Here is a 22396-nt window from a genome sequence, read left to right as displayed (position 1 = left end):
CGTCAGTCCTTCTCTTCCTCGACTGCGGGTGCTGCCAGCGAACGCAGCACCAGTACCGGAAGGATCAGCGTAAAGACGATGACCTCCTTGAAATTGCTGGCGTAGAACGAGGAGAACGCCTCGACGCTGCCGACCAGCAAGGCTGCGACGGCGGTCAGCGGGTAGCTCACCAGCCCGCCGATGATCGCGGCGATAAAGCCTTTCAGGCCGATCAGGAAGCCGGTGTCGTAATAGAGCGTGGTGATCGGCACGATCAGGATCCCGGAAATCGCGCCGATGATGGACGCCAGCAGGAAAGCGATCTGCCCCGACAGCGTGGTACGGATGCCGACGAGGCGGGCGCCGAGGCGGTTGACGGCGGTAGCGCGCAACGCCTTGCCCATCAGCGTGAAGCCGAAGAACAGCCACAGCGCCACGATGAAGGCGATCGTCAGCCCGTAGACCGCAAGGCTCTGGCCGGTGAAGCGCAGCGGACCGATCGTCAGTGCCGCGTTCGACAGTGCCGGCCCGCGCAGGCCCTCGGCGCCAAAGAACACGAGGCCCAACCCCTGCAGCGCGAGATGGCAGCCGACGGATGCGATCAGCAGCACCAGCACCGAAGTGTGGGCAATCGGTTGGAACGCGATGCGGTAAAGGAACAGCCCGATTGCCGCGACGATCAAGAGCGACAGCGCGATATTGACTGCAATCGGGGTCTTGGGACCGGCAAGGCCGTAGGTCAGGACCAGGATCGCAGCCGGCAGGACGATGTTGAGAGCAAAGGCGCGCGCGACCCGCTTGAGCCGCAGCGACCGCCGCGCCTCAAACAGGTCGAGGGCGAACGCGACCACGCCCATGGCTATCGCCAGCCACGCCGTGCCCGGCACCTTGCCGGTTGCCAGCACAGCGTAGCTCAGCGCGCCGAAGGTCACGAATTCGCCCTGCGGAATCAGGATGACGCGGGTGACGGCAAACACCAGCACCAGCGCAAGCCCGAGCAGCGCATAGATCGCGCCATTGGTGATGCCGTCCTGCAGCAGGAACAGCATGATCGTCGTGTTCAAGACTTGGCGCTCCCCCTAAAAGCGTCGCCGGTCCTGACCTCGCGCGGTCTGCCGGCTGTCCCATATCTCGGCAGTTGAAAGGCGCCGATATTTGATATATCCAATAACAATTATCAAATATAACATCAAGGCCCCGGTCACCGGCCGAGCCTTTTTCGGGGGCGAGCCTCACGCCATGACAGTTTCCAAGGCAGCGACCGATGCCGTCAAGCCGTCGCGTCGCAACGGCAAGGAAATCGCCGAGGGCACCGCGGAAAATGCCGGGTTGCAACTGGGCGAGCTGGCCGACCTGCTCGGCTATTCGCTCAAGCGCGCGCAGCTCAAGGTATTCGAGGACTTCCTGCGCTGCGTCGCGCCGCTGCAGCTGACGCCGGCGCAGTTCTCGGTGCTGCTGCTGCTCGACCGCAATCCCGGGCGCAACCAGACCGAAATCGCCAACACGCTCGGCATCCTCCGGCCGAATTTCGTCTCGATGCTGGATGCGCTGGAGAGCCGCGGCCTCTGCACCCGGATGCGCTCGACCAACGACCGCCGCTCGCACATCCTGGTTCTGACCGACAAGGGAAGGGCGGTGCTGGCGCGCGCCAAGAAGCTCGTTGCCAGCAAGCACGAGGCGCGTCTCAATGAATTGCTCGGTCCCGCCAACCGCGTCGCGCTGCTTGAAATGCTGTCGAAGATCGCGGCGGAGTTTTGAGCGATGCAGTCATTCCGGGATGTGCGAAGCACGAACTCGGAATGACAGTGCTCGGTATCACGCCGCGACGATGCGGCCCTGAGCCCCGCGCGGCCCGCGTCCCGTCAGAAACTGGCGCTCGATCTCGGCGGAAGGAAGCGGCTTGCTGAACAGGAAGCCCTGCATTTCCGTGCATCCCTCGGATGCGATGCTGTGGAGTTGCTCTGCGGTTTCCACGCCCTCGGCGGTCGCCGTCATGCCCATTCCATTGGCGAGCGCGGCAACCGCGCGCACGATGTTGAGCGAGCTCGAATTCTCGGTGATGTTCTTGACGAACGAGCGGTCGATCTTGATCTTGTCGAACGGAAAGCTCTGCAGGTAGGTCAGCGACGAGTATCCGGTGCCGAAATCGTCCATGGCGATCCGAATGCCGAGCTCGCGCAGTTGGTGAAGCAGGGCAAGCGTCGCCTCCTTGTTGTGCAACAGCACAGTCTCGGTGATTTCGATCTCCAGCCGCGTCGGCGCGAGGCCCGAAGCGGCGAGCGCGCCGACGATCACCTGCATCAGGCCGGGACTGCGAAACTGGATCGCTGAAATATTGACGGCGACGTGAAGGTTGTCGGGCCATTGCGCGGCGGTGGCACAAGCCTGCCTGATGACCCACTCGCCCATCGGGACGATGAAGCCGATCTCTTCAGCCAGCGGGATGAAGGCGGCCGGCGAGATCATTCCCTTGGTCGGATGATTCCAGCGTATCAAGGCTTCAAATCCGCTGATTTCCTTGCTCGCGAGGTTGACGACCGGCTGGTAATGCAGCTCGAACTCGCCCGCTGGCAGCGCCTTTCGCAGATCCTGTTCCAAAATGCGGCGGGTCTGCATTTGCAGGTCCATCGCGGGCTCGAAGAAGCGGAACGTGCCGCGGCCGTCGCTCTTGGCGCGGTAGAGCGCGAGGTCGGCGTTGCGCAGCAGTTTGTCGGGGTTCGATCCGTCGCCGGGACCGACTGAAATGCCGACGCTGACGCCGATCACAGCCTGTTGACCGTCGAGGTCATAGGGCTCGCTCAGGGCATCGATAACGCGCTGCGCCAGCGAAGTGGCATCGGCGGGGTCCGAAATCCTGGCCTGCACGATGACGAATTCATCGCCGCCCGTGCGCGCGATCGTGTCGGAATCGCCAACGAGGGAGCGCAAACGTTCGGCGACGATCCTGAGCAACTTGTCGCCGCAGGGATGGCCGAACGTATCGTTTACAGCCTTGAACTGATCGAGATCGAGATGATGGACGGCCACGATTTGCCCGCCCGAAACCCTGTCCAGCGCGTATTCGAGCCGGTCGTTCAGCAGCACCCGGTTGGCAAGGTCGGTCAGCGCATCGTGGTGCGCCATGTACTCGATCTTGACCTCGGACTGGCGCTGCTCGGTGATGTCCTCGTGCGTTGCGACCCAGCCGCCGCCCGGCATCGGGCGGTGGCGGATCTTGAAGGTGCGCCCGTTCTTCAGTTCGACGACGCTGTCCTTCGCTTCATTGGAAACTGCCACGTTGGTACGCCATTGCAGATATTCGTCCCGTGTCATGGCGGGGAAGCTGCCGGCTTCGAAGCGCAGGTCGACGATCTCGACCAGCGACATGCCGGGGCTGACGCGCTCGGGCGCAATGTCGTACATCCCCACGAAACGATCGTTGCAGACGATCAGGCGGTGATCGGAATCGAAGAAGCAAAGCCCCTGCGACATGTTGTTGATCGCGGTGTCGAACTGGAAGTTCCTGACGCGCAGGGCTTCTTCCTGCTCCTTGCCGAGCTCGTATTGCTTCTTCAGCCGGCCGTTGAGCCCTTCGCGCTCGGTGATATCCTCGTGGGTCGCCATCCCGCCGCCGCCGGGCATCGGGTAGACGGTGTAGGCGACGATCCGGCCGTCGGTGAACTCCTGCACCGTGGTGTCCAGTGCGATGTCGCGACCGACGCGCTCACGGATATAATCATCGACCGCGACCTGCACTTTCAGGCCGAGATTGAGCCGATGCCGGATCAACTCAAGGGTCGGTGTCCCCGGCTTCACCTGTTCGGGCGATAGCCCGTACATTTCCCTGTACCGCCGATTGCAGAAAACGACTTCGCGCTTCTCGTCGAAGACGACGATTCCGAGCGACAAATGGTCGATCGCTTCTTCGAGGCGCGCACTCGAATGCGCAGACCGCGGCGCGGTTACCTGGACGTGATCCGTCATCGTATTTCCCCAGCCGCCGTTGGCGGCTCTCCTCCTCCGGGAGAGCGGCCATTAGAAGCCAAGCTGGTGAATCGCGCCTTCGAGGTGGACAAGATGCGCGCGGGTTCTTCGCAAACTGCTCAATGAAGCGTTAACGCCGTTTCGGCGCACGAGGTTCGGGATTGTTCCGCTGAATCTACGCCGGGTCTACCAGGATCACCCTGACGTCGTTGACGTTGGTGAGCGTCGGGCCGGTCAGCAGGAGATCGCCGGTGGCCGAAAAGAACGCGGTTGCATCGTTGTTGGCGAGATAGGCCGCAGGATCGAGGCCGAGCGACTTCATCTTCGCGAACGTCGTCTGATCGATCAAGGCGCCGGCCGGGTCGGTTGCGCTGCCGGCGCCGCCGTCGGCGCCGTCGGTGTCTGCGGCCAGTGCCACAATGCCGGACGTATCCTTCAGAGTATCCGCCAGCGCCAGCGCATATTCCTGGTTGGGACCGCCGCGGCCGTTGCCACGCACGGTCACTGTGAGTTCGCCGCCCGACAGGATCGCGGTTCGTTTGCCTTCGCTTTGTGCTTTCAGCGCCAATCGCGCATGATTGGCCGCCACCTCGCGCGCTTCGCCTTCGAGATCCGCGCCGAGGCCAACAACCTCATAGCCTGCGTCCTTGGCGACCTTGATCGCCGCGTCGAGAGAAGCCTTCGGCTTTGCAATCATCTCGAATCGCGCGCGGGCAAAGGCGGGATCGCCCGGCTTGCAGCTCTCGTTCCTGACGTCGTCGAGCGCGCGCCTGACGGCATCGTCTACCGTGAGATTATACTTTGCGACCAGGGCGCGGGCGTCCGTCAGCGTGGAGGAATCAGGTACCGTCGGTCCCGATGCAATCGCGGACGGATCGTCGTGCGGTACATCGGAGATCGCAAGCGTCACGATCTCGGCGGCGCGCTGCCCGGCGCGGGCCAGCCGGCCGCCCTTGATCCGCGACAGATGCTTTCGCACGACGTTCATCTCGCCGATCGGTGCGCCCGAACGCAACAGCGCGCGGTTTACCTGCTGCTTCTGTGCGAACGAAACGCCGTCTGCGGGTGCGATCCAGTTTGCCGAGCCGCCGCCGGACAACAGCACCAGCAAAAGATCGTCCGCAGTCGCCTCCGCGGCGAGACGCAGCGTCTCATCGGCGGCTCGCAGCCCGGCTTCATCGGGCACCGGATGCCCGGCCTCGACGACTCTGATGCGTCGCGTCGGCACGCCGTGGCCGTGGCGCGTGGTGGCAAGGCCGGTCAGGCGCGACGGATCGAGGCCGAGCGTATCGAGGTAGTGTCGTTCGGCCGCAGCCGCCATCGCCGCCGCGCCCTTGCCCGCGGCAAGGCAGATCACCTTGCCCTTGGGTGCGGGAGGCAGATGCGCTGAGAGCACGACGTTGGGATGCGCGGCCGCGACGGCCGCATCAAAGATCGCACGCAGGAGGGGACGTCGGTCGGTCATGTCTTCACGGAAACTGCAATGGGACAGGAGGTCTGGTTATCCATCCAAACGCCGCAAAAGAAAACCCCCGCGGGATGCCCGCGGAGGTTTCCCGGCCCGCAAATGGGCCGATCAGCAATCGATATGACTAGCCGCCGACGTCGCCGGAAAGAATTTCGCCGAAGAGCTCCCAGGTCTCGCCCTTGAATCTCATCAGTTGAACCTGCGAGATCGGGGCGAAGTCGGTTGCCGATGTGTTGACCTTGACGCCCGGCAACAGGCCGCCGAGCTGGAGGTCCTTGATGCTGGCAGCCTGCTTCATGACGTTCGCCCGGGTCAGGTCGTCGCCGCAGGCCTTCAACACATGCACGAGGCCCTGCGCGACGTTATAGGCGTACATCACCGAGCCGTCGGCACGATTGGCTTCCGGATAATACTTGTCGAGGAACTCGTTCCAGGCCTTCATGCCCGGATCGTTCTTCCACTGCGCATCCGTCGGATCCTTGAAATAGGCCGACGAGATGATGTCCTGCGAATTCTCGAAGCCGGCTGGCTTCATCACGCTGCCGATCGAGGCCGAGACGTTGTTCAGGAAGTGCATCGGCTTCCAGCCGATCTCGTTCATCTTCTTGATCGCCTGCGCCGCGAACTTCGGCGTGGTGACGTTGAAGAACACGTCGGCGTTCAGCGACTTCAGCTTGACGATGTTGGAATCGATGGTCGGCTGCGAGACTTCGTAGCTTTCCTCGACGACGATCATCGACGCCGCCTTGGCGCCGAGGCCGTCCTTGAAGCCCTTCAGATAGTCCTTGCCGTAGTCGTCGTTCTGATAGAGCACCGCGATCTTGGCGTCCGGCTTGTTCTTCAGAATGTACCTTGCATAGATCTGCGCCTCGCTCTGGTAATTGGGCTGCCAACCCATGGTCCAGGGGAAGGCCTTGGGATCGTTCCACTTGGTGGCGCCGGTTGCGACGAACAGTTGCGGCACCTTCTTGGAGTTCAGATACTTCTGGATCGCCGTGTTCGGCGGCGTGCCCAGCGGATTGAAGACCAGCAGGACTTCGTCGCTCTCCACCAGCTTGCGCGCCTGTTCCACCGTCTTCGGCGGAGAGTACGCGTCGTCATAGCTGATGAAATTGATCTTGCGGCCATTGATGCCGCCTTCGGCGTTGATCTTCTTGAAATAGGCTTCCTCGGTCTTGCCGATCACGCCGTAGGCGGAAGCCGGTCCGCTGTAGGGCATGATGTTGCCGATCTTGATTTCGGTATCGCTGGCGCCGGGATCGTACCTCTTCTGCGCGAAAACGCCGCTCGACGAAGCGGCGAGTAGTCCGAGCGCGGCCGAAGCAACCGCAAGTTTTTTCAATGTGGACATTTCTGTCTCTCCCTTTTCAATCTAAAAGTGCTAATCGTCCGGCCCCTTGAGCAAGGCTCTTTTGACGCCTCGTGATTACCATCTTGCCGGAAGCCTCACAACAAAAAGCCCCTGCGGCAAAGCCGCAGGGGCTGCTGCTTTAGTGGACAACGGCCGGAGCTCTAGCCGCCGACGTCGCCGCTAAGAACATCGCCGAAGCGCTCCCAGGTCTCGCCCTTGAAGCGCATGAGTTGCAACTGTGAAAGCGGAGCAAAGTCGGTGGGGCTGGTGTTGATCTTGACGCCCGGCAAGAGACCGCCGAGCTCGAGGTTCTTGATGCTGGCCGCCTGCTTCATCACGTTCTCGCGGGTCAGGTTGTCGCCGCACTGCTTGAGCACCTGCACGAGGGTCTGGGCTACCGTATAGCCGTAGATCACCGAGGCGTCGGCGCGGTTGGCTTCGGGATAGTACTTGTCCAGGAACTCGTTCCAGGCCTTCATGCCAGCGTCATTCTTCCACTGCGCATCGGTCGGATCCTTCAGGTACGCCGAGGAGATGATGCCTTGCGAATTCTCGAAGCCGGCCGGCTTCATCACGCTGCCGATCGAGACCGAGACGTTGTTGAGGATGTGCATCGGCTTCCAGCCGATCTCGTTCATCTTCTTGATCGCCTGTGCGGTGAATTTCGGCGTGGTGACGTTGAAGAACACGTCGGCGTCGGTCGACTTCAGCTTGACGATGCTGGAATCGATGGTCGGCTGCGACACCTCGTAGCTCTCCTCGATCACGATCATCGAGGCCGCCTTGGCGCCGAGGCCGTCCCTCAGTCCCTTGACGTAGTCCTTGCCGTAGTCGTCGTTCTGGTAAAGGATTGCGATCTTGGCGTTCGGCTTCTCCTTCATGATGTATTTGGCGTAGATCTGCGACTCGCTCTGGTAGTTGGGCTGCCAGCCCATCGTCCAGGGGAAGTCCTTCGGATCATTCCACTTGGTGGCGCCGGTGGCGACAAATAGCTGAGGTACCTTCTTCGTGTTCATGTATTTCTGGATCGCGGTGTTCGGTGGCGTTCCCAGCGGCTGGAAAATCAGGAGGACTTCATCGCTCTCCACCAGCTTGCGCGCCTGCTCGACCGTCTTTGGCGGGCTGTAGGCGTCGTCGTAGCTGACGAAGTTGATCTTGCGGCCGTTGATGCCGCCCTCGGCATTGATCTTCCTGAAATAGGCCTCTTCGGTTTTTCCGATCACGCCGTAAGCGGAGGCCGGTCCGCTATAGGGCATGATATTGCCGATCTTGATCTCGGTGTCGCTGGCGCCGACGTCGTATTTCTTTTGTGCAAATGCGCCGCTGCTGGTTGCGGCAAGCAATGCGAGGGCGGCCGCAAAGGCTCCCAGTCGCAAATTGATAACGGACATTTTTTGATCTCCCTAGGATCGGTGACTGTGTCATTGTTTTTGATTGGAGCGCTTGGCGGCTCTTGGGCCTCATTGAATACCTTTCGGTTGCGTCCAGCAACAAAAAGCCCCCCGCGACGGCGTCGCGGAGGGCGGTATTTAGTCGGATGATCCGGGAAACTACCGCCCGGCGGAATATTGGTTAACGGCCGAGTTCGCCGCTGATGATGTCGCCGAGCAGATCCCGCGGCGTGAAGTTACTTCTTCAGTTTACCGAGCATCTGCTGCGCAACAATTGCGACCTGCCTTGCGCCATGCGGCACGAGGAAGATGACAATAAACAAGAGCACGCCGAACACCGCGCCGGAGAGGCCCTTGGATATGTGTTCGGCGATATTCGGCACGAAGATGATGAAGGCGCTTCCCACGATCGATCCTGGCAGCCAGCCGACGCCGCCGACGACCATGCCGAGGAACAGCGAGATCGCGAGTGTGATGGTGTAGCCGTCTGGCGCCACGAACTGCACCGCGATGGCGCCGAGACCGCCGGCGACGCCGGTGATGCCGGCCGAGACGCCGAACGCCAGCGTCTTGTACAGCGCCACGTCGACACCCATGGCGGAGGCCGCGATCTCGTTGTCCCGGATCGCCATGAAGGCGCGGCCGGAGCGCGACCGAAGCAGGTTGACCGAGGCAATATAGATCCCGATCGAGATCACGAGCGTGAAGTAATACAGCCACCTGTCCTGCGATATCGGCAGGCCGAACGGTGCATCGGGCTTGGTCACGACCAGTCCCTGCACACCGCCGGTCCAGTGCTCGAAGAAGCCCAGCTTCAGCAGTTGCGGCATGGCCACCGCCAGCGCAAATGTCGCCAGCGCCAGATAGATGCCGCTCAGACGCAACGCCGGCTGACCGAACAAGAACCCGAAGCCAAAGCAGATGATGCCGGCAATGGGTAACGTCAGGGCGTAGTTTACGCCCATATGCTCCATCAGGATGGCGGAGGTGTAAGCCCCGACCGCGTAGAAGGCACTTTGGCCCAGTGAAAACTGGCCGCTGCCGCCGGTCAGGATGTTCAGCGCCAGAACCGCCAGCGCGTAGATCAGCAACATCGTCATCTGGAAGACGAAGAAGTTCTTCAAGAACATCGGTGCGATGATCAGCAACCCCAGCACCACGAGCGAGGTGCCGTAGCCGAGCGTCATGGCTCTCTTCGGGACGGCCTCGACCGCCGGTGCTTCGTTTGCGACTTCCTCAACTGCGCTCATGATCAAACTCGCTTCACGATGGGCCGGCCAAACAGGCCCGCCGGTTTGAGAACCAACACGGTGATGATCAGCGCAAGCGCGATCGGCAGTTTCAACTCGTTACCGACGCCGGGAATGTAGGTCCCGGCGAGATTCTCGAATACGCCGACCAGGAAGCCGCCGACAACCGCGCCCAGCGGACTGGTCAGTCCGCCGAGGACGGCCGCGGCAAACCCGTAGATCAGCACGCCGCCCATCATGTTCGGCTCCAGGAACACCACTGGCGCTATCAGGATGCCGGCGATCGCGCCGATCGCAGACGCCATGCCCCAGCCCAGCGCGATCATCCAGGAGGTGTTGATACCGACGAGACGAGCCGATTCAGGCAGCGAGGCGGCGGCGCGCATCGCAAGGCCAATCCGGGTGAACTGAAAGAACAGATAGAGCAGGATCAACAGCCCCACCGTGACGCCGATCATGCCGGCCTGATGGGTCGAGATCAGCTGACTGCCGAGAAAAGGCGACGATCCGAACGGTGTCGGAAACTGCTTGATGGTGAAGTCCCAGGTCAGCCCGGCGACGCTGTTGACGATCGCAAACAATGCGATGAAGCCGGCGACGTTGGTCAGGACCGGCGCCTTGGCAAGCGGCTTGAACAACGCGCGCTCGATGGCAATGCCGCCTGCGAAGGAGACGACCAGAGCTATCAGGAAGGCCCACCAATAGGGCACCCCCCATTGCATTAGCTGCCAGGCGATGAAGGTCGAGAACATCGCCATTTCGCCCTGGGCGAAATTGAGATGGTCGATCGCCTGGTAGATCATGACGACGGCGAGCGCCATGCAGGCGTAGATCGCACCTGTGGCAATGCCAGCCAGGACTTGGTTGATAAAAAGCTCCACGGCTGCGCTCCTCAATAACCGAGATAGGATTTGCGGACGTCTTCGTTGTTCGCGATTTCGGCAGCGCTTCCCGACATCACGATGCGTCCGGTTTCAATGACGTAGGCCTTGTCCGCGAGCTCCAGCGCAAGTTGCGCGTTCTGCTCCACCACCAAAATGGTGACCTTGTCCTCGCGGTTGATCTTGCCGAGGATCTTGAACAGTTCGCGCACGATCAGCGGTGCGAGGCCGAACGACGGCTCGTCCAGCAGCATCAGCCGTGGACGCAGCATCAGCGCACGCGCAACGGCGAGCATCTGCTGCTCGCCGCCCGAGAGCGTGCCAGCCTGCTGGGTGTGCCGTTCCTTGAGCACGGGAAAGTGCTCGTACATGCGCTCGATGTCGGCCACCACGCCCTTCTTGTCGTTGCGGGTGATGGCTCCCAACTGCAGGTTTTCCTCCACCGTCATGGTCGTGAAGGTGCCGCGGCCCTGCGGCACATGCGCTATGCCGAGACGGACGACGTTTTCGGTCGACTTGCCGGAGAGCGGCTTGCCCTCGAACTCGATCGCGCCGGTCGAACGCACCATGTTGCAGATCGCCCGCAAGGTGGTGGTCTTGCCGGCGCCGTTGGCGCCGAGCAACGTGGTCAGGCTGCCCTCGTTGAGGGAAAAGCTGAGGCCATGAAGCGCCTGGACCTGGCCATAATAGGCGCGGAGATCCTTGATGTTGAGCATCGCGGTCATTGGTCCTTGCTCCCGAGATAGGCCTTGATGACATCCGGGTCGGCCTGGACCTGGGCCGGCGTTCCCTCGGCGAGCTTGCGGCCGAAGTTGAGTGCGACGACATGGTCGGCGATCGACATCACCAGACCCATGTGGTGTTCGACCAGCAGTACCGTCATGTGGCGCTCGTCGCGAATGCGCTTGATCAGGTCGCCGAGCACGTGGACTTCTTCGTGATTGAGACCGCCGGCGGGTTCGTCGAGCAGCAGAATCTTGGGATCCGCGGCCAGAGCGCGCGCCAGTTCGACCCGTTTTTGGGTACCGAACGGCAGGCCTGACACGATGGTGTGGGCGACGTCATCGAGGCCGAGATAGGTCACGATTTCGTGGACGTGCTTGTTGAGTTCGGCCTCGCCACGGCGCACCCAGCCCAGTCGCAAGGAGTCGCTGATGATGTCGCTGTTGGAACGGGAATGGGTGCCGACGCGAACGTTGTCGAGCACCGAGAGATTGGGAAACAGCGCGACGTTCTGGAAGGTGCGCCCGATGCCGATCTCGGCGATCCGGTGCGGTGGGCGCGTCAGGATGCTGACGCCCTCCATCAGGATGTCGCCGGAAGACGGCTGGTAGAGCCTGGAGAGGCAATTGAACAGCGTCGTCTTGCCGGCGCCGTTCGGCCCGATCAGCCCGAGGATGTTTCCCTTGTGCATGTCAAAGGACACACCGTTGAGCGCGATGATGCCGCCGAACACGACGCTGACGTCGCGGACCGCGAGCAGGGGAGCATTGCCCCGCGCGAGCTGTGCCTGCGTCATCTCGTCCCGCCCGCCCTGATCACGGAGCGGGAATGACCGCGCAAATATTTTTGCCGGTCATGGTGAAGGCTATCTGATCCCCTCGGCCAAACGTGCAACTCTTCCTCCTGCTTTCAACTTCTTGTTCTCTGATTTTTTTGATTGTGGTGCTGCGCCGCCCAGCGCTGCTTCGATGTTCCTTACCATCGTGACAAGGCGAGGTCCAATGTCGTTGATCAAACGATCTTCCGTGAAGCGGAAAGCGGGCGCGCCGCAATTGAAGGCATACGGTCCGGTTCCGTCGCTGAGCTTCAGCGGCACACCTACGGCGTGCACATCGTCCTGCCATTCGCCGGCAGAGATAGTGAATCCGTGACGCGCGAGCATTTCGCCCGCGCGCTCGATGCCGTCACGCATTTTGGGCCAGCGATTGCCGTAGTGGTCGCGTAGTTCGCGCAACAACGAGGCACGTTCGTCGTCGGGCAGTGCCCAGATATAGGCCCGCCCCATCGCGGTGGTCGCGATCGGAACGCGTGAGCCGACGTCAAGCTGCACGCCGAGCAGCCCGGTGCGGCTCTGACCGAAATAGATCATGCTGTGACGGTCGCGTCCGCCGACCGCGACGGCGCCGCCGGTCTCGCGCATCAGCGCTTCGCGATAAGGCTCGGACAAATGCCGAACGCCGAGATTGGCGAGGGCGGCATACCCCAGCGCCATGGCTGATGGCGCGAGCTGATACTTCTCGAAGCGCGGAACGGGTGTAAGATACCCGAGTTTGGTCAGGGTATAGGTCAGCCGGGAAATGGTTGGCTTCGGCAGTTTGGTACGGGCGGCGAGTTCTTGATTGCCGAGAAGCCCATCATTGGGTTGGAATGCGCGCAACACATCGAGTCCGCGGGAGAGCGCGACGACAAAGCTGCGATCAGTCGCCACTTTCTTCCCTGGACGCTTCATTCCCTACCGCTGTTGATGAGCTCGTTGACAAGGGACGTGCTTCAAAATAACCCTGCCTGTCAAGATGTGGAATTAAATTTCGCAGTGCGAAATTGGTGAAGCCGTAGCCACTCAACGCAAGTTGAGCGGTATCCAAGAACAAGCGATCCAGGGAGAGTTCCGTGAGCGAAGTGGTAAAACTCGAGCGTCATGACGTCATCGCCATCGTCACGGTCAACAGCCCTCCCGTCAATGCGCTGAGCGCCGCGGTGCGCGGCGGCATCTTCGAATGCATGAAGAGCGCGATTGCGGATTCGGAAGTGAAGGCGATCGTGCTGACCTGCGCCGGCCGGACCTTCATCGCGGGCGCCGACATCACCGAATTCGGCAAGCCGCCGAAGCCTCCGGGTCTCGCCGAAGTTTTGGACCTCATGGAGAGCTCGCCGAAGCCGATCATCGCCGCCATCCACGGCACGGCGCTCGGCGGCGGTCTCGAAGTCGCGCTGGCATGCCACTATCGCGTCGCGGTCAAGGAGGCCAGGCTCGGCCTGCCCGAGGTGAAGCTCGGCCTGCTGCCGGGCGCCGGCGGCACCCAGCGGCTGCCGCGCGCCGTCGGGCCGGAGCTTGCGGTCAAGATGATCGTCAGCGGTGACCCGATCAGCGCGGCGGAGGCGCTCAAGAACGGCCTGATCGAGGAAATCGTCGAGGGGCCGGCGTCGGGCGGCGAAGCCTTTGCGCTCAAGGTGCTGGCGGAGAAGCGTCCCCTGCGCAAGCTGCGTGACGACGATTCCAAGCTCGCCGCCGCCAAGGCCGACATCTCGATCTTTACCAACGCGGTCGCCGCATTGACCAAGAAGGCGAGGGGGCTGGAAGCGCCGTTCGCTGCCGCGGACGCCGTGCGCGCCGCCATCGAGTTGCCGTTCGATGAAGGGCTGAAGAAGGAGCGCGAGGGTTTTCTCAAGCTCGTTGCCAGCGACCAGTCCAAGGCGCAGCGCTACGCGTTCTTCTCGGAACGCGAAGCAGCAAAAATCGCCGGCGTGCCTGATGGTACCAAGCCGCGCCCGGTCGAGCGCGTCGCCATCATCGGCGCCGGCACCATGGGCGGCGGCATCGCGATGTCCTTTGCCAATGCCGGTATCCCGGTGACGCTGATCGAGACCGGCGAGGAACAGCTCAAGCGCGGCATGGGCGTGATGCAGAAGAATTACGAGGCGACGGCGGCGCGTGGCGGCATTCCCGCCGATGCGCCGGCCAAGCGCATGGGCCTGATCGACGGCAAGGTCGGCCTCGAGCACGTCAAGGACGCTGACCTTGTGATCGAAGCCGTATTCGAGACCATGGCGGTCAAGAAGGAGGTATTCGAGGCGCTCGACAAGCACGCCAAGCCTGGCGCGGTGCTGGCCTCCAACACGTCGTACCTGAACATCGACGAGATCGCGAAGGTCACAAAACGTCCGCAGGACATCCTCGGCATGCACTTCTTCTCGCCGGCCAACGTGATGAAGCTGTGCGAGATCGTCCGCGCCGACAAGACCGCCCCGGATGCCTTGACGACCGCGGTGTCGATCGCGCGCAAGATCGCAAAAGTGCCGGCGGTGGTCGGCGTCTGCGACGGTTTTGTCGGCAACCGCATGCTGGCCCAGCGCGGCAAGCAGTCGGAAAAGCTGCTGTTCGAAGGCGCATTGCCGCAGCAGGTCGACGCCGTGGTGACCAAGTTCGGCATGCCGATGGGGCCGTTCGCGATGAGCGATCTCGCCGGCCTCGATATCGGCTGGCGTTCGCGCAAGGACCGCGGCATCAAGTCGGAAATCGCCGACGCGCTGTGCGAGGCCGGCCGTTTCGGCCAGAAGACCGGCAAGGGCTACTACAAGTATGAAGGCGGCTCGCGCGCGCCGCTGCCCGATCCGGAAGTCGAGAAGCTGATCGACGAAACCTTGCAGCGGATGGGCCGCAAGAAGCGCGTCGTCAGCGACGACGAGATCCTCGAGCGCATGATGTACCCGATGATCAACGAGGGTGCACGCATCCTCGAAGAGGGCATCGCCGCGCGTCCGAGCGACATCGACGTCATCTGGCTTTATGGCTATGGCTGGCCGATCTATCGCGGCGGCCCGATGTTCTATGCCGATCAGGTCGGGCTGAAGCATATTGCCGATCGTCTCTCCTATTACGCCAAGGAGACCAACGATCCCTCGCTCGAACCGGCGCCGCTGCTCAAGCGCCTGGCCGCCGAAGGCAAGACGTTCGCGTCGCTGGCGCAGCAGTCGAAGGCGGCTTGATGGGAGCGCGCTCTCGCGAGACGTCATTCCGGGATGGTGCGTCAGCACCAGACCCGGAATCTCGAGATTCCGGGTTCGCGCTTCGCGCGCCCCGGAATGACGATTGCTGAGCTAGCTAAAAGGATTCCATGACCCATCCCGGCGAACAGTTCTATCCGCAAGGCGTCCGTTGGGACGAGACGATCGCGCGCGGCACACTGCCCGATCTGTTGTCGACCGCCGTCGCCGAGTTCGGCTCACGCCCGGCGCTCGAATTCCGCGACAAGCCGATCAGCTATGCCGGGCTGGAGGACAAGGTCGAGGTTGCCGCAAGCGCTTTCCTGCGCGCCGGCTACGGCAAGGGCGCGTCGGTCGCCCTGTTTCTCGGCAACACGCCGGATCATCCGATCAATTTCTTCGGCGCACTGAAGGCAGGCGCCCGCGTCGTGCACCTGTCACCGCTCGACGGCGAAATCGCGCTGTCGCACAAGCTCACCGATTCCGGCGCGCGCATCGTCGTCACCAGCAATCTCTCCGCGCTGCTTCCGACCGCGCTGAAGTTTCTCGACAAAGGACTGATCGACAGGCTGATCGTCTGCGAGGACGATCATTGGGGCAAGGTCGGCACGCCACAGACGGCGCTGCCGGACAATCCCAAGATCAATACTTACAAACAATTCACGGACGGCGCGGCCAAGCCGAGCCAATGGCCTGCCATCTCGGCCGATGACGTCGCCTTGCTGCAATATACCGGCGGCACAACGGGCCTGCCGAAGGGCGCAATGCTCAGCCATGGCAACCTGACCTCGGCGGTCTCGATCTACGACGTCTGGGGTAGGCCGGCACGCGCCGCGCGTAACGCGATCGAACGCGTGATCTGCGTGCTGCCGCTGTTCCATATCTTTGCGCTGACCGTGGTGATGCTCTCCTCGCTCCGCCGCGGCAATCTGGTCTCGCTGCACCAGCGCTTCGATGTGGAGGCCGTGATGCGCGACATCGAGGTCAAGCGCGCCACCGTTTTTCCCGGCGTGCCGACGATGTGGATCGCCATCGCCGCGCTGCCCGATCTCGACAGGCGTGATTTCTCATCGCTACGCACCGCCGGCTCGGGCGGCGCGCCGCTGCCGATGGAAGTCGCAAGGATTTTTGAGCGCAAGGTCGGCATGAAGCTGAGGAGCGGCTGGGGCATGACCGAGACGTCCCCTGCTGGCACCGCGCATCCGGAGGATGGACCGGACAAGCCGGGTTCGGTCGGGGTGATGCTGCCCGGCATCGAGATCGACGTTGTGTCGCTGGACGACCCGACAAAGGTGCTGTCCGTCGGCGAGACCGGCGAAATCCGCATCAGGGGGCCGAACGTCATCAAGGGTTACTGGAACCTGCCGAAGGAAACCGCGGAAGCCTTTGTCGGCGACCGCTTCCTGACCGGCGACGTCGGCTACATGGATGCCGACGGCTATTTCTACCTGGTCGACCGCAAGAAGGACATGATCATCTCCGGCGGCTTCAACGTCTATCCGCAGATGATCGAGCAGGCGATCTACACCCATCCGTCGGTGCAGGAAGTCATCGTGATCGGCATCCCCGACGATTACCGCGGCGAGTCGGCGAAAGCCTTCATCACGCTGCGCGCGGACGCTCAGCCGTTCACCATCGATGAGCTGCGCAGCTTCCTCGCGGGCAAGCTCGGCAAGCACGAGCTGCCGACCGCCGTCGAGTTCGTCGCGGAATTGCCGCGCACGCCGGTCGGCAAGCTGTCGCGCCACGAATTGCGTCAGCAGCAATCGCCGCCGCAGGCCACAGCGATCAAACAACAAGCCGCAACAGGAGGCCGTTCCTAAACTCCGCCGTCGTCCCTGCGAACGCAGGGACCCATACGCCGCGGCCCTGGTTTGGGGCACTTGGGGAGACGGCTTTCGCAAAACTGGTGCCGGTGGTTATGGGTCCCTGCGTTCGCAGGGACGACGGAAACAAAGAGTTCGCGTTACAGAATACAACTTCGCTCACAGGAGGGTCCGATGGATCTCGCTTTCAGCAAGGAAGAAATCGCGTTTCGTGAAGAAGTGAGAGCCTTCTTCCGGGACAACGTGCCGCCGGAGACGCGGCTCAAGATGGTCGAGGGCCGTCACCTCTCCAAGGACGAGATGATTGCCTGGTGGCGCATCCTGAACAAGAAGGGCTGGGGTGTCTCGCACTGGCCGAAGGAATATGGCGGCACCGGCTGGAGCTCGGTGCAGCATTACATCTTCAACGAAGAGCTGCAGATGCATCCAGCGCCGGCGCCGCTCGCCTTCGGCGTCAGCATGGTCGGGCCGGTCATCTATACCTTCGGCAACGAGAAGCAGAAGAAGCAGTATCTGCCGCGCATCGCCAACGTCGACGACTGGTGGTGCCAGGGCTTTTCGGAGCCGGGCTCGGGATCGGACCTCGCCTCGCTGAAAACAAAAGCCGAGCGCAAGGGCGACAAGTACATCATCAACGGCCAGAAGACCTGGACCACGCTGGCGCAGCACGCCGACATGATCTTCTGCCTGTGCCGCACCGACACCACGGCAAAGAAGCAGATGGGCATCTCCTTCATCGTGTTCGACATGAAGTCGAAGGGCGTCACCGTCCGTCCGATCGAGACCATCGACGGTGGCCATGAGGTCAACGAAGTGTTCTTCGACGACGTCGAGGTGCCGGTCGAGAATCTGATCGGTGAGGAGAACAAGGGCTGGGATTACGCCAAGTTCCTGCTCGGCAATGAGCGCACCGGCATCGCGCGCGTCGGCGTTTCCAAGGAGCGGCTGCGCCGCATCAAGGAGCTCGCCTCCAAGGTCGAATCGAACGGCAAGCCCGTGATCGAGGACCAGGGCTTCCGCGAAAAACTCGCGGCTTGCGAGATCGAGCTGAAGGCGCTCGAACTGACGCAGCTCCGGGTCGTCGCTGACGAGGGCAAGCACGGCAAGGGCAAGCCCAACCCGGCATCTTCGGTGCTGAAGATCAAGGGTTCGGAAATCCAGCAGACCACCACCGAACTTCTGATGGAAGTGATCGGCCCGTTCGCAGCTCCCTACGACGAGCATGGCGACGACGCCTCCAACGAGACCATGGACTGGACCGCACAGATCGCTCCGAGCTACTTCAACAACCGCAAGGTCTCGATCTACGGCGGCTCCAACGAGATCCAGCGCAACATCATCACCAAGGCGGTGCTGGGGCTTTAGGGCAAGATCGCGTCACAACAACGCACGTCGTCCCCGCGGGGACCCAGTACGCCGCGGCAGTCGTGATTCACGAAGAGCGCCGGTGGATACTGGATCCCCGCATTCGCGGGGATGACGACTGAGGGTGGGGCGCGGATGCCCGCGCATGACGACGAATTTGGTTAGCCGGAGAAAGTAACGAACATGGATTTTGATTTGTCCGAGGAGCAGCGCCTTCTCAAGGAGAGCATCGACGGTCTGTTGACCGACTCCTATGATTTCGATGCGCGCAAGAAGTACCAGAAGGAGAAGGGCGGCTGGAGCAAGGCCGTCTGGGGCAAGCTCGCCGAGCAGGGCTTGCTGGGCCTGCCGTTCGCGGAAGCCGATGGCGGCTTTGGCGCCGGTGCCGTCGAAACCATGATCGTGATGGAAGCGCTCGGCAAGGCGCTGGTGCTGGAGCCGTATCTGGCCACCGTCGTGGTCGGCGGCGGTTTCCTGCGCCATGGCGGCTCGGCCGAGCAGAAGGCCGCGCATATCCCGGGCATCATCGACGGCAGCAAGACCTTTGCCTTCGCGCAGCTCGAGAAGAACTCGCGCTATGACCTCGCCGATGTCTCGACCACGGCCAAGAAGAAGGGCGCGGCTTACGTCATCGACGGCGAAAAGTTCGTCGTGCTCAACGGCGAGAAAGCCGACACCTTGATCGTGACTGCGCGCACCAAGGGCAGCCGGCGCGACAGGACCGGCATCGGCGCGTTCCTCGTGCCGGCGAATGCCAAAGGCGTCACCCGCAAGGGCTATCCAACCCAAGACGGGCAGCATGCGGCCGACATCACCTTCACCGGCGTCGAGGTCGGCGCAGATGCTGTAATCGGCGATCCCGAGAACGGCCTGCCGCTGATCGAGCGCGTGGTCGATGAAGCCCGCACCGCGATGTGCGCGGAAGCCGTCGGCGCGATGGACGAATCGCTGAAGACGACGGTCGAATACCTCAAGACGCGAAAGCAATTCGGCGTGCCGATCGGCAGCTTCCAGACCCTGCAGCATCGCGCCGCCGATATGTTCGTCGCCCTCGAACAGGCCCGCAGCATGTCGATGTTCGCGACCATGGCGGCCGATTTCGACGACGCCAAGGAGCGAGCAACCGCTGTCGCCGCCGCCAAGGTGCAGATCGGAAAGTCAGGCAAGTTCATCGGCCAGCAGTCGATCCAGCTCCACGGCGGCATCGGCATGACCCAGGAAGCCAAGATCGGCCACTACTTCAAGCGGCTGACCATGATCGAGAATACGTTTGGCGACACCGACTACCACCTCCGCCGCGTTACCGACGCGGGCGGGCTGGTGTAGTTGCCGCATTCAGACTGTCATCCCCCGCGAAAGCGGGGGACCCAGTATTCCAGAGAGTTCACCATCATCACTTCTGCCTCGGTGTACTGGATCGCCCGGTCAAGCCGGGCGATGACGGTGGAGTGTGTGGACCACGCGGAGACAAAAACAATGAAAAACACCCCGTTCGATCTCACCGGCAAAGTCGCCGTCATCACCGGCTCCAGCCGCGGCATCGGCCGGTCTTCCGCCGAACTGCTGGCCAAACTCGGCGCGAAGGTCGTGATCTCGAGCCGCAAGGCGGACGCCTGTCACGAGGTCGCCGAAGGCATCAAGCAGGCGGGCGGCGATGCCCATGTCATTCCCTGCAACATCTCACGCCGCGAGGAAGTCGAGGCACTGATCGCAGGCACGACCAAGCACTACGGCAAGGTCGACATCCTCGTCTGCAATGCCGCGGTGAATCCGTATTACGGTCCGCTGCTCGACATCAAGGACGAGGCCTTCGACAAGATCATGGGCAGTAACGTCAAGAGCAACATCTGGCTCTGCGCGCTGGCGATCCCGCGGATGGCGGAGCGCGGCAACGGCTCGGTGGTGATTATCTCTTCCATCGGCGGCCTGCGCGGCTCGACCGTGATCGGCGCCTACGGCATTTCGAAAGCGGCAGATTTCGCGCTGTGCCGCAGCCTCGCCGGCGAATGGGGCCCGAAGGGCGTCCGCGTCAATTGCGTGGCGCCGGGCCTTGTGAAAACCGATTTCGCCCGTGCGCTCTGGGAAGACGCCGACCTCCTCAAGCGCCGCACCGCCACCACGCCGCTGCGCCGGATCGGCGAACCCGACGAAATCGCGGGTGCAGTGGCGTACCTCGCCTCCGACGCCTCGACGTTCATGACCGGCCAGACCATCGTAGTGGATGGCGGCGTGACGACAGCGGCGACGTAGTTACTTCTTACCCTCCCCTGGAGGGGGAGGGTCGGCTCGCATGAGCGTAGCGAAATGCGAGTCGGGGTGGGGTGATCTCTCCACTCGGGCACTGATCGAGAGGACAGACCGTCACCCCACCCCGCCGCTCATTTCATGAGCGTCGACCCTCCCCCTCCAGGGGAGGGTGAGGTGCCATCGTCCCCAACTTGACCTTCGCCTCCCAATCGGATTGCCTCTGGCGCAACCAACAATCCTTCGGGGAAGCAACGTCATGTCCTTTGTGCTGGCCATCGATCAGGGCACCACGTCTTCACGCGCCATGGTGTTCCGCAGCGACATTTCCATCGCCGCCACGGCACAGCAGGAATTCCCGCAGCATTTCCCGGCATCCGGCTGGGTCGAGCATGAGCCGGAGGACATCTGGACCTCGACGTTACAGGTCTGCCGCCAGGCGCTGGAAAAGGCCGGCCTGAAAGCGAAAGACATCGCCGCCATCGGCATTACCAACCAGCGCGAGACCACGGTGGTCTGGGACCGCGCCACGGGGCAGGCGGTACACCGCGCCATCGTCTGGCAGGACCGCCGCACCGCCGATATCTGCGCCAAATTAAAAAGTGAAGGCCATGAGCCCACGATCTCGGCCAGGACGGGCCTGATCATCGACCCCTATTTCTCCGGCACCAAAGTCGCCTGGATCCTCGACCACGTGCCGGGCGCGCGCGAGCGCGCCGGCCGCGGCGAACTGATGTTCGGCACCGTCGATTGCTATCTGCTGTGGCGGCTGACCGGCGGCAAGGTGCACGCCACCGACGCCACCAACGCCTCGCGCACGCTGCTGTTCAACATCCACACCGGCGAGTGGGACGACGAACTCCTGAAGCTGTTGCGCGTGCCGCGCTCAATGCTGCCGGAGGTGAAAGATTCCTCCGCCAAGTTCGGTGAATCCGTGCCCGACTTGTTCGGCGGCCCGATCGCAGTATCCGGCATCGCCGGCGACCAACAGGCCGCAACCATCGGCCAGGCCTGCTTCACGCCTGGCATGATCAAGTCGACCTATGGCACCGGCTGCTTCGCGCTGCTTAACACCGGCACCATGCCGGTCGCCTCGAAGAACAAGCTGCTCACCACCATCGCCTATCAGCTCGACGGCAAACGCACCTATGCGCTAGAAGGCTCGATCTTCGTCGCAGGAAGCGCTGTGCAATGGCTGCGCGACGGCCTCGGCATCATCAAGCAGGCATCCGAGACGGGCCCGCTCGCCGACAAATCCGATTCCATGCAGAGCGTCTATCTGGTGCCGGCCTTCGTGGGCTTAGGCGCGCCCTACTGGAATCCGCGCGTCCGCGGCGCGTTGTTCGGCCTCACCCGCAACACTGGCCCCGCCGAACTCGCCCATGCCGCGCTGGAAAGCGTCTGCTACCAGACCTTCGACCTCTGGGCCGCCATGCGCGCCGACTGGCCGGACGCAACCGCCGCCAACATCGTGCTCCGCGTCGACGGCGGCATGACCGCGTCCGATTGGACCATGCAGCGCCTCGCCGATCTGCTCGACGCGCCGGTCGACCGCCCGATGATCCAGGAAACCACGGCATTAGGCGCCGCCTATCTCGCCGGGCTGAACGCCGGCGTCTATCCCGAGCCGGCAAGGTTCGCCGACAACTGGCGGCTCGAACACCGCTTCAAGCCGGCGATGAGCAAGGCGACACGAGAACGGAAGCTGGCGGGCTGGGCGAGGGCGGTTAAGGGCGTGCTGGCGAGTGATGAGGGGGAGGGGTAAGGACCTCGAAGACCCAAACTTAACGATTACCTCCTATATTTTGCCGATGCAGCAATGTATACTGCGCACATGACCAAGAAGGTAACAGATCTAACGGCAACCGATTTGGCCGCTCTCGCAAGCGGGGCATGGTCTACTGCGACCCGGAAGGCGTTTGCAGCAGGTCATTCTGTCACTGGCTCACGGGATGGCCGCAGAATACGATA

The 22396-nt window shown here is 62.6% G+C and carries 17 protein-coding genes; 7 read left to right on the top strand and 10 right to left on the bottom strand.

What is annotated here, in order from left to right; genetic code table 11:
* Window positions 1-2: 2 nt before the first annotated feature.
* The gene (locus tag LMTR13_RS35475; protein ID WP_065731792.1) at window positions 3-1043 is read right to left on the bottom strand and encodes a branched-chain amino acid ABC transporter permease; all 1041 of its coding nucleotides are present in this window, start codon (window positions 1041-1043) and stop codon (window positions 3-5) included.
* 175 nt (window positions 1044-1218) lie between these two features.
* Between LMTR13_RS35475 and LMTR13_RS35470 the strand changes: the two genes are divergently transcribed.
* The gene (locus tag LMTR13_RS35470) at window positions 1219-1737 is read left to right on the top strand and encodes a MarR family winged helix-turn-helix transcriptional regulator (RefSeq protein ID WP_065731791.1); all 519 of its coding nucleotides are present in this window, start codon (window positions 1219-1221) and stop codon (window positions 1735-1737) included.
* A 57-nt stretch (window positions 1738-1794) separates the two neighbouring features.
* On the opposite strand, the gene LMTR13_RS35465 is transcribed toward LMTR13_RS35470, so the two are convergent.
* The 9 genes from LMTR13_RS35465 to LMTR13_RS35425 form a co-directional block, all read right to left on the bottom strand.
* Window positions 1795-3942: a sensor domain-containing protein gene (locus tag LMTR13_RS35465; RefSeq protein WP_065731790.1), complete on the bottom strand. Its 2148-nt coding sequence runs from the start codon at window positions 3940-3942 to the stop codon at window positions 1795-1797.
* 175 nt (window positions 3943-4117) lie between these two features.
* Window positions 4118-5407 (bottom strand): glycerate kinase type-2 family protein, encoded by a 1290-nt coding sequence (locus LMTR13_RS35460; RefSeq protein ID WP_065731789.1) that lies wholly within the window; start codon window positions 5405-5407, stop codon window positions 4118-4120.
* A gap of 127 nt (window positions 5408-5534) precedes the next feature.
* Window positions 5535-6761 carry an ABC transporter substrate-binding protein gene (locus tag LMTR13_RS35455; protein WP_065731788.1) on the bottom strand — a complete coding sequence of 409 codons (1227 nt, stop codon included), beginning with the start codon at window positions 6759-6761 and terminating at the stop codon, window positions 5535-5537.
* A 161-nt stretch (window positions 6762-6922) separates the two neighbouring features.
* Complete coding sequence (locus tag LMTR13_RS35450) at window positions 6923-8152, bottom strand: ABC transporter substrate-binding protein (protein WP_065731787.1); 1230 nt, start codon at window positions 8150-8152, stop codon at window positions 6923-6925.
* Between the two features lie 236 nt (window positions 8153-8388).
* The gene (locus LMTR13_RS35445; RefSeq protein WP_065731786.1) at window positions 8389-9402 is read right to left on the bottom strand and encodes a branched-chain amino acid ABC transporter permease; all 1014 of its coding nucleotides are present in this window, start codon (window positions 9400-9402) and stop codon (window positions 8389-8391) included.
* 2 nt (window positions 9403-9404) lie between these two features.
* Window positions 9405-10283: a branched-chain amino acid ABC transporter permease gene (locus tag LMTR13_RS35440; RefSeq protein ID WP_065731785.1), complete on the bottom strand. Its 879-nt coding sequence runs from the start codon at window positions 10281-10283 to the stop codon at window positions 9405-9407.
* Between the two features lie 11 nt (window positions 10284-10294).
* Window positions 10295-11008 (bottom strand): ABC transporter ATP-binding protein, encoded by a 714-nt coding sequence (locus LMTR13_RS35435; protein ID WP_065731784.1) that lies wholly within the window; start codon window positions 11006-11008, stop codon window positions 10295-10297.
* On the bottom strand, window positions 11005-11802 hold the full coding sequence (locus LMTR13_RS35430) for an ABC transporter ATP-binding protein (protein ID WP_065731783.1): 798 nt from the start codon (window positions 11800-11802) through the stop codon (window positions 11005-11007). The genes LMTR13_RS35435 and LMTR13_RS35430 overlap by 4 nt, the downstream gene beginning before the upstream one ends.
* A 69-nt stretch (window positions 11803-11871) precedes the next feature.
* Window positions 11872-12735 (bottom strand): IclR family transcriptional regulator, encoded by an 864-nt coding sequence (locus LMTR13_RS35425; protein WP_065731782.1) that lies wholly within the window; start codon window positions 12733-12735, stop codon window positions 11872-11874.
* A 161-nt stretch (window positions 12736-12896) separates the two neighbouring features.
* Between LMTR13_RS35425 and LMTR13_RS35420 the strand changes: the two genes are divergently transcribed.
* The 6 genes from LMTR13_RS35420 to glpK all read left to right on the top strand — a co-directional run bounded on the left by LMTR13_RS35420 (window position 12897) and on the right by glpK (window position 22190).
* Window positions 12897-14993 (top strand): 3-hydroxyacyl-CoA dehydrogenase NAD-binding domain-containing protein, encoded by a 2097-nt coding sequence (locus LMTR13_RS35420; RefSeq protein ID WP_065731781.1) that lies wholly within the window; start codon window positions 12897-12899, stop codon window positions 14991-14993.
* Between the two features lie 128 nt (window positions 14994-15121).
* On the top strand, window positions 15122-16813 hold the full coding sequence (pimA, locus tag LMTR13_RS35415; RefSeq protein WP_065731780.1) for a dicarboxylate--CoA ligase PimA: 1692 nt from the start codon (window positions 15122-15124) through the stop codon (window positions 16811-16813).
* A 177-nt stretch (window positions 16814-16990) separates the two neighbouring features.
* Entirely contained in the window at window positions 16991-18181 is a 1191-nt protein-coding gene (pimC, locus tag LMTR13_RS35410; RefSeq protein ID WP_065731779.1) for a pimeloyl-CoA dehydrogenase large subunit, read from the top strand.
* Window positions 18182-18364: 183 nt separating this feature from the next.
* Window positions 18365-19507, top strand: a complete 1143-nt coding sequence (gene pimD / locus LMTR13_RS35405) for a pimeloyl-CoA dehydrogenase small subunit (protein WP_065731778.1) — start codon at window positions 18365-18367, stop codon at window positions 19505-19507.
* A 150-nt stretch (window positions 19508-19657) separates the two neighbouring features.
* Window positions 19658-20431, top strand: coding sequence for an SDR family NAD(P)-dependent oxidoreductase (locus LMTR13_RS35400; protein ID WP_065733241.1), 774 nt, complete (start codon window positions 19658-19660; stop codon window positions 20429-20431).
* 253 nt (window positions 20432-20684) lie between these two features.
* Window positions 20685-22190: a glycerol kinase GlpK gene (gene glpK, locus LMTR13_RS35395; RefSeq protein ID WP_065731777.1), complete on the top strand. Its 1506-nt coding sequence runs from the start codon at window positions 20685-20687 to the stop codon at window positions 22188-22190.
* The last annotated feature ends 206 nt before the right edge of the window (window positions 22191-22396 follow it).

The sequence above is a fragment of the Bradyrhizobium icense genome (assembly GCF_001693385.1).
Classification (GTDB): Bacteria; Pseudomonadota; Alphaproteobacteria; order Rhizobiales; family Xanthobacteraceae; genus Bradyrhizobium; species Bradyrhizobium icense.
This window is presented reverse-complemented; position numbering and strand designations above follow the sequence as displayed.

Bases quoted from the DNA above. Each gene is read 5' to 3' on its own strand.
- glpK (WP_065731777.1), top strand. From the start codon at position 20,685: ATGTCCTTTGTGCTGGCCATCGATCAGGGCACCACGTCTTCACGCGCC.
- LMTR13_RS35400 (WP_065733241.1), top strand. From the start codon at position 19,658: ATGAAAAACACCCCGTTCGATCTCACCGGCAAAGTCGCCGTCATCACC.
- LMTR13_RS35470 (WP_065731791.1), top strand. From the start codon at position 1,219: ATGACAGTTTCCAAGGCAGCGACCGATGCCGTCAAGCCGTCGCGTCGC.
- LMTR13_RS35430 (WP_065731783.1), bottom strand. From the start codon at position 11,802: ATGACGCAGGCACAGCTCGCGCGGGGCAATGCTCCCCTGCTCGCGGTC.
- LMTR13_RS35425 (WP_065731782.1), bottom strand. From the start codon at position 12,735: ATGAAGCGTCCAGGGAAGAAAGTGGCGACTGATCGCAGCTTTGTCGTC.
- LMTR13_RS35445 (WP_065731786.1), bottom strand. From the start codon at position 9,402: ATGAGCGCAGTTGAGGAAGTCGCAAACGAAGCACCGGCGGTCGAGGCC.
- LMTR13_RS35460 (WP_065731789.1), bottom strand. From the start codon at position 5,407: ATGACCGACCGACGTCCCCTCCTGCGTGCGATCTTTGATGCGGCCGTC.
- LMTR13_RS35455 (WP_065731788.1), bottom strand. From the start codon at position 6,761: ATGTCCACATTGAAAAAACTTGCGGTTGCTTCGGCCGCGCTCGGACTA.
- pimA (WP_065731780.1), top strand. From the start codon at position 15,122: ATGACCCATCCCGGCGAACAGTTCTATCCGCAAGGCGTCCGTTGGGAC.
- pimC (WP_065731779.1), top strand. From the start codon at position 16,991: ATGGATCTCGCTTTCAGCAAGGAAGAAATCGCGTTTCGTGAAGAAGTG.
- LMTR13_RS35435 (WP_065731784.1), bottom strand. From the start codon at position 11,008: ATGACCGCGATGCTCAACATCAAGGATCTCCGCGCCTATTATGGCCAG.
- LMTR13_RS35450 (WP_065731787.1), bottom strand. From the start codon at position 8,152: ATGTCCGTTATCAATTTGCGACTGGGAGCCTTTGCGGCCGCCCTCGCA.
- LMTR13_RS35465 (WP_065731790.1), bottom strand. From the start codon at position 3,942: ATGACGGATCACGTCCAGGTAACCGCGCCGCGGTCTGCGCATTCGAGT.
- pimD (WP_065731778.1), top strand. From the start codon at position 18,365: ATGGATTTTGATTTGTCCGAGGAGCAGCGCCTTCTCAAGGAGAGCATC.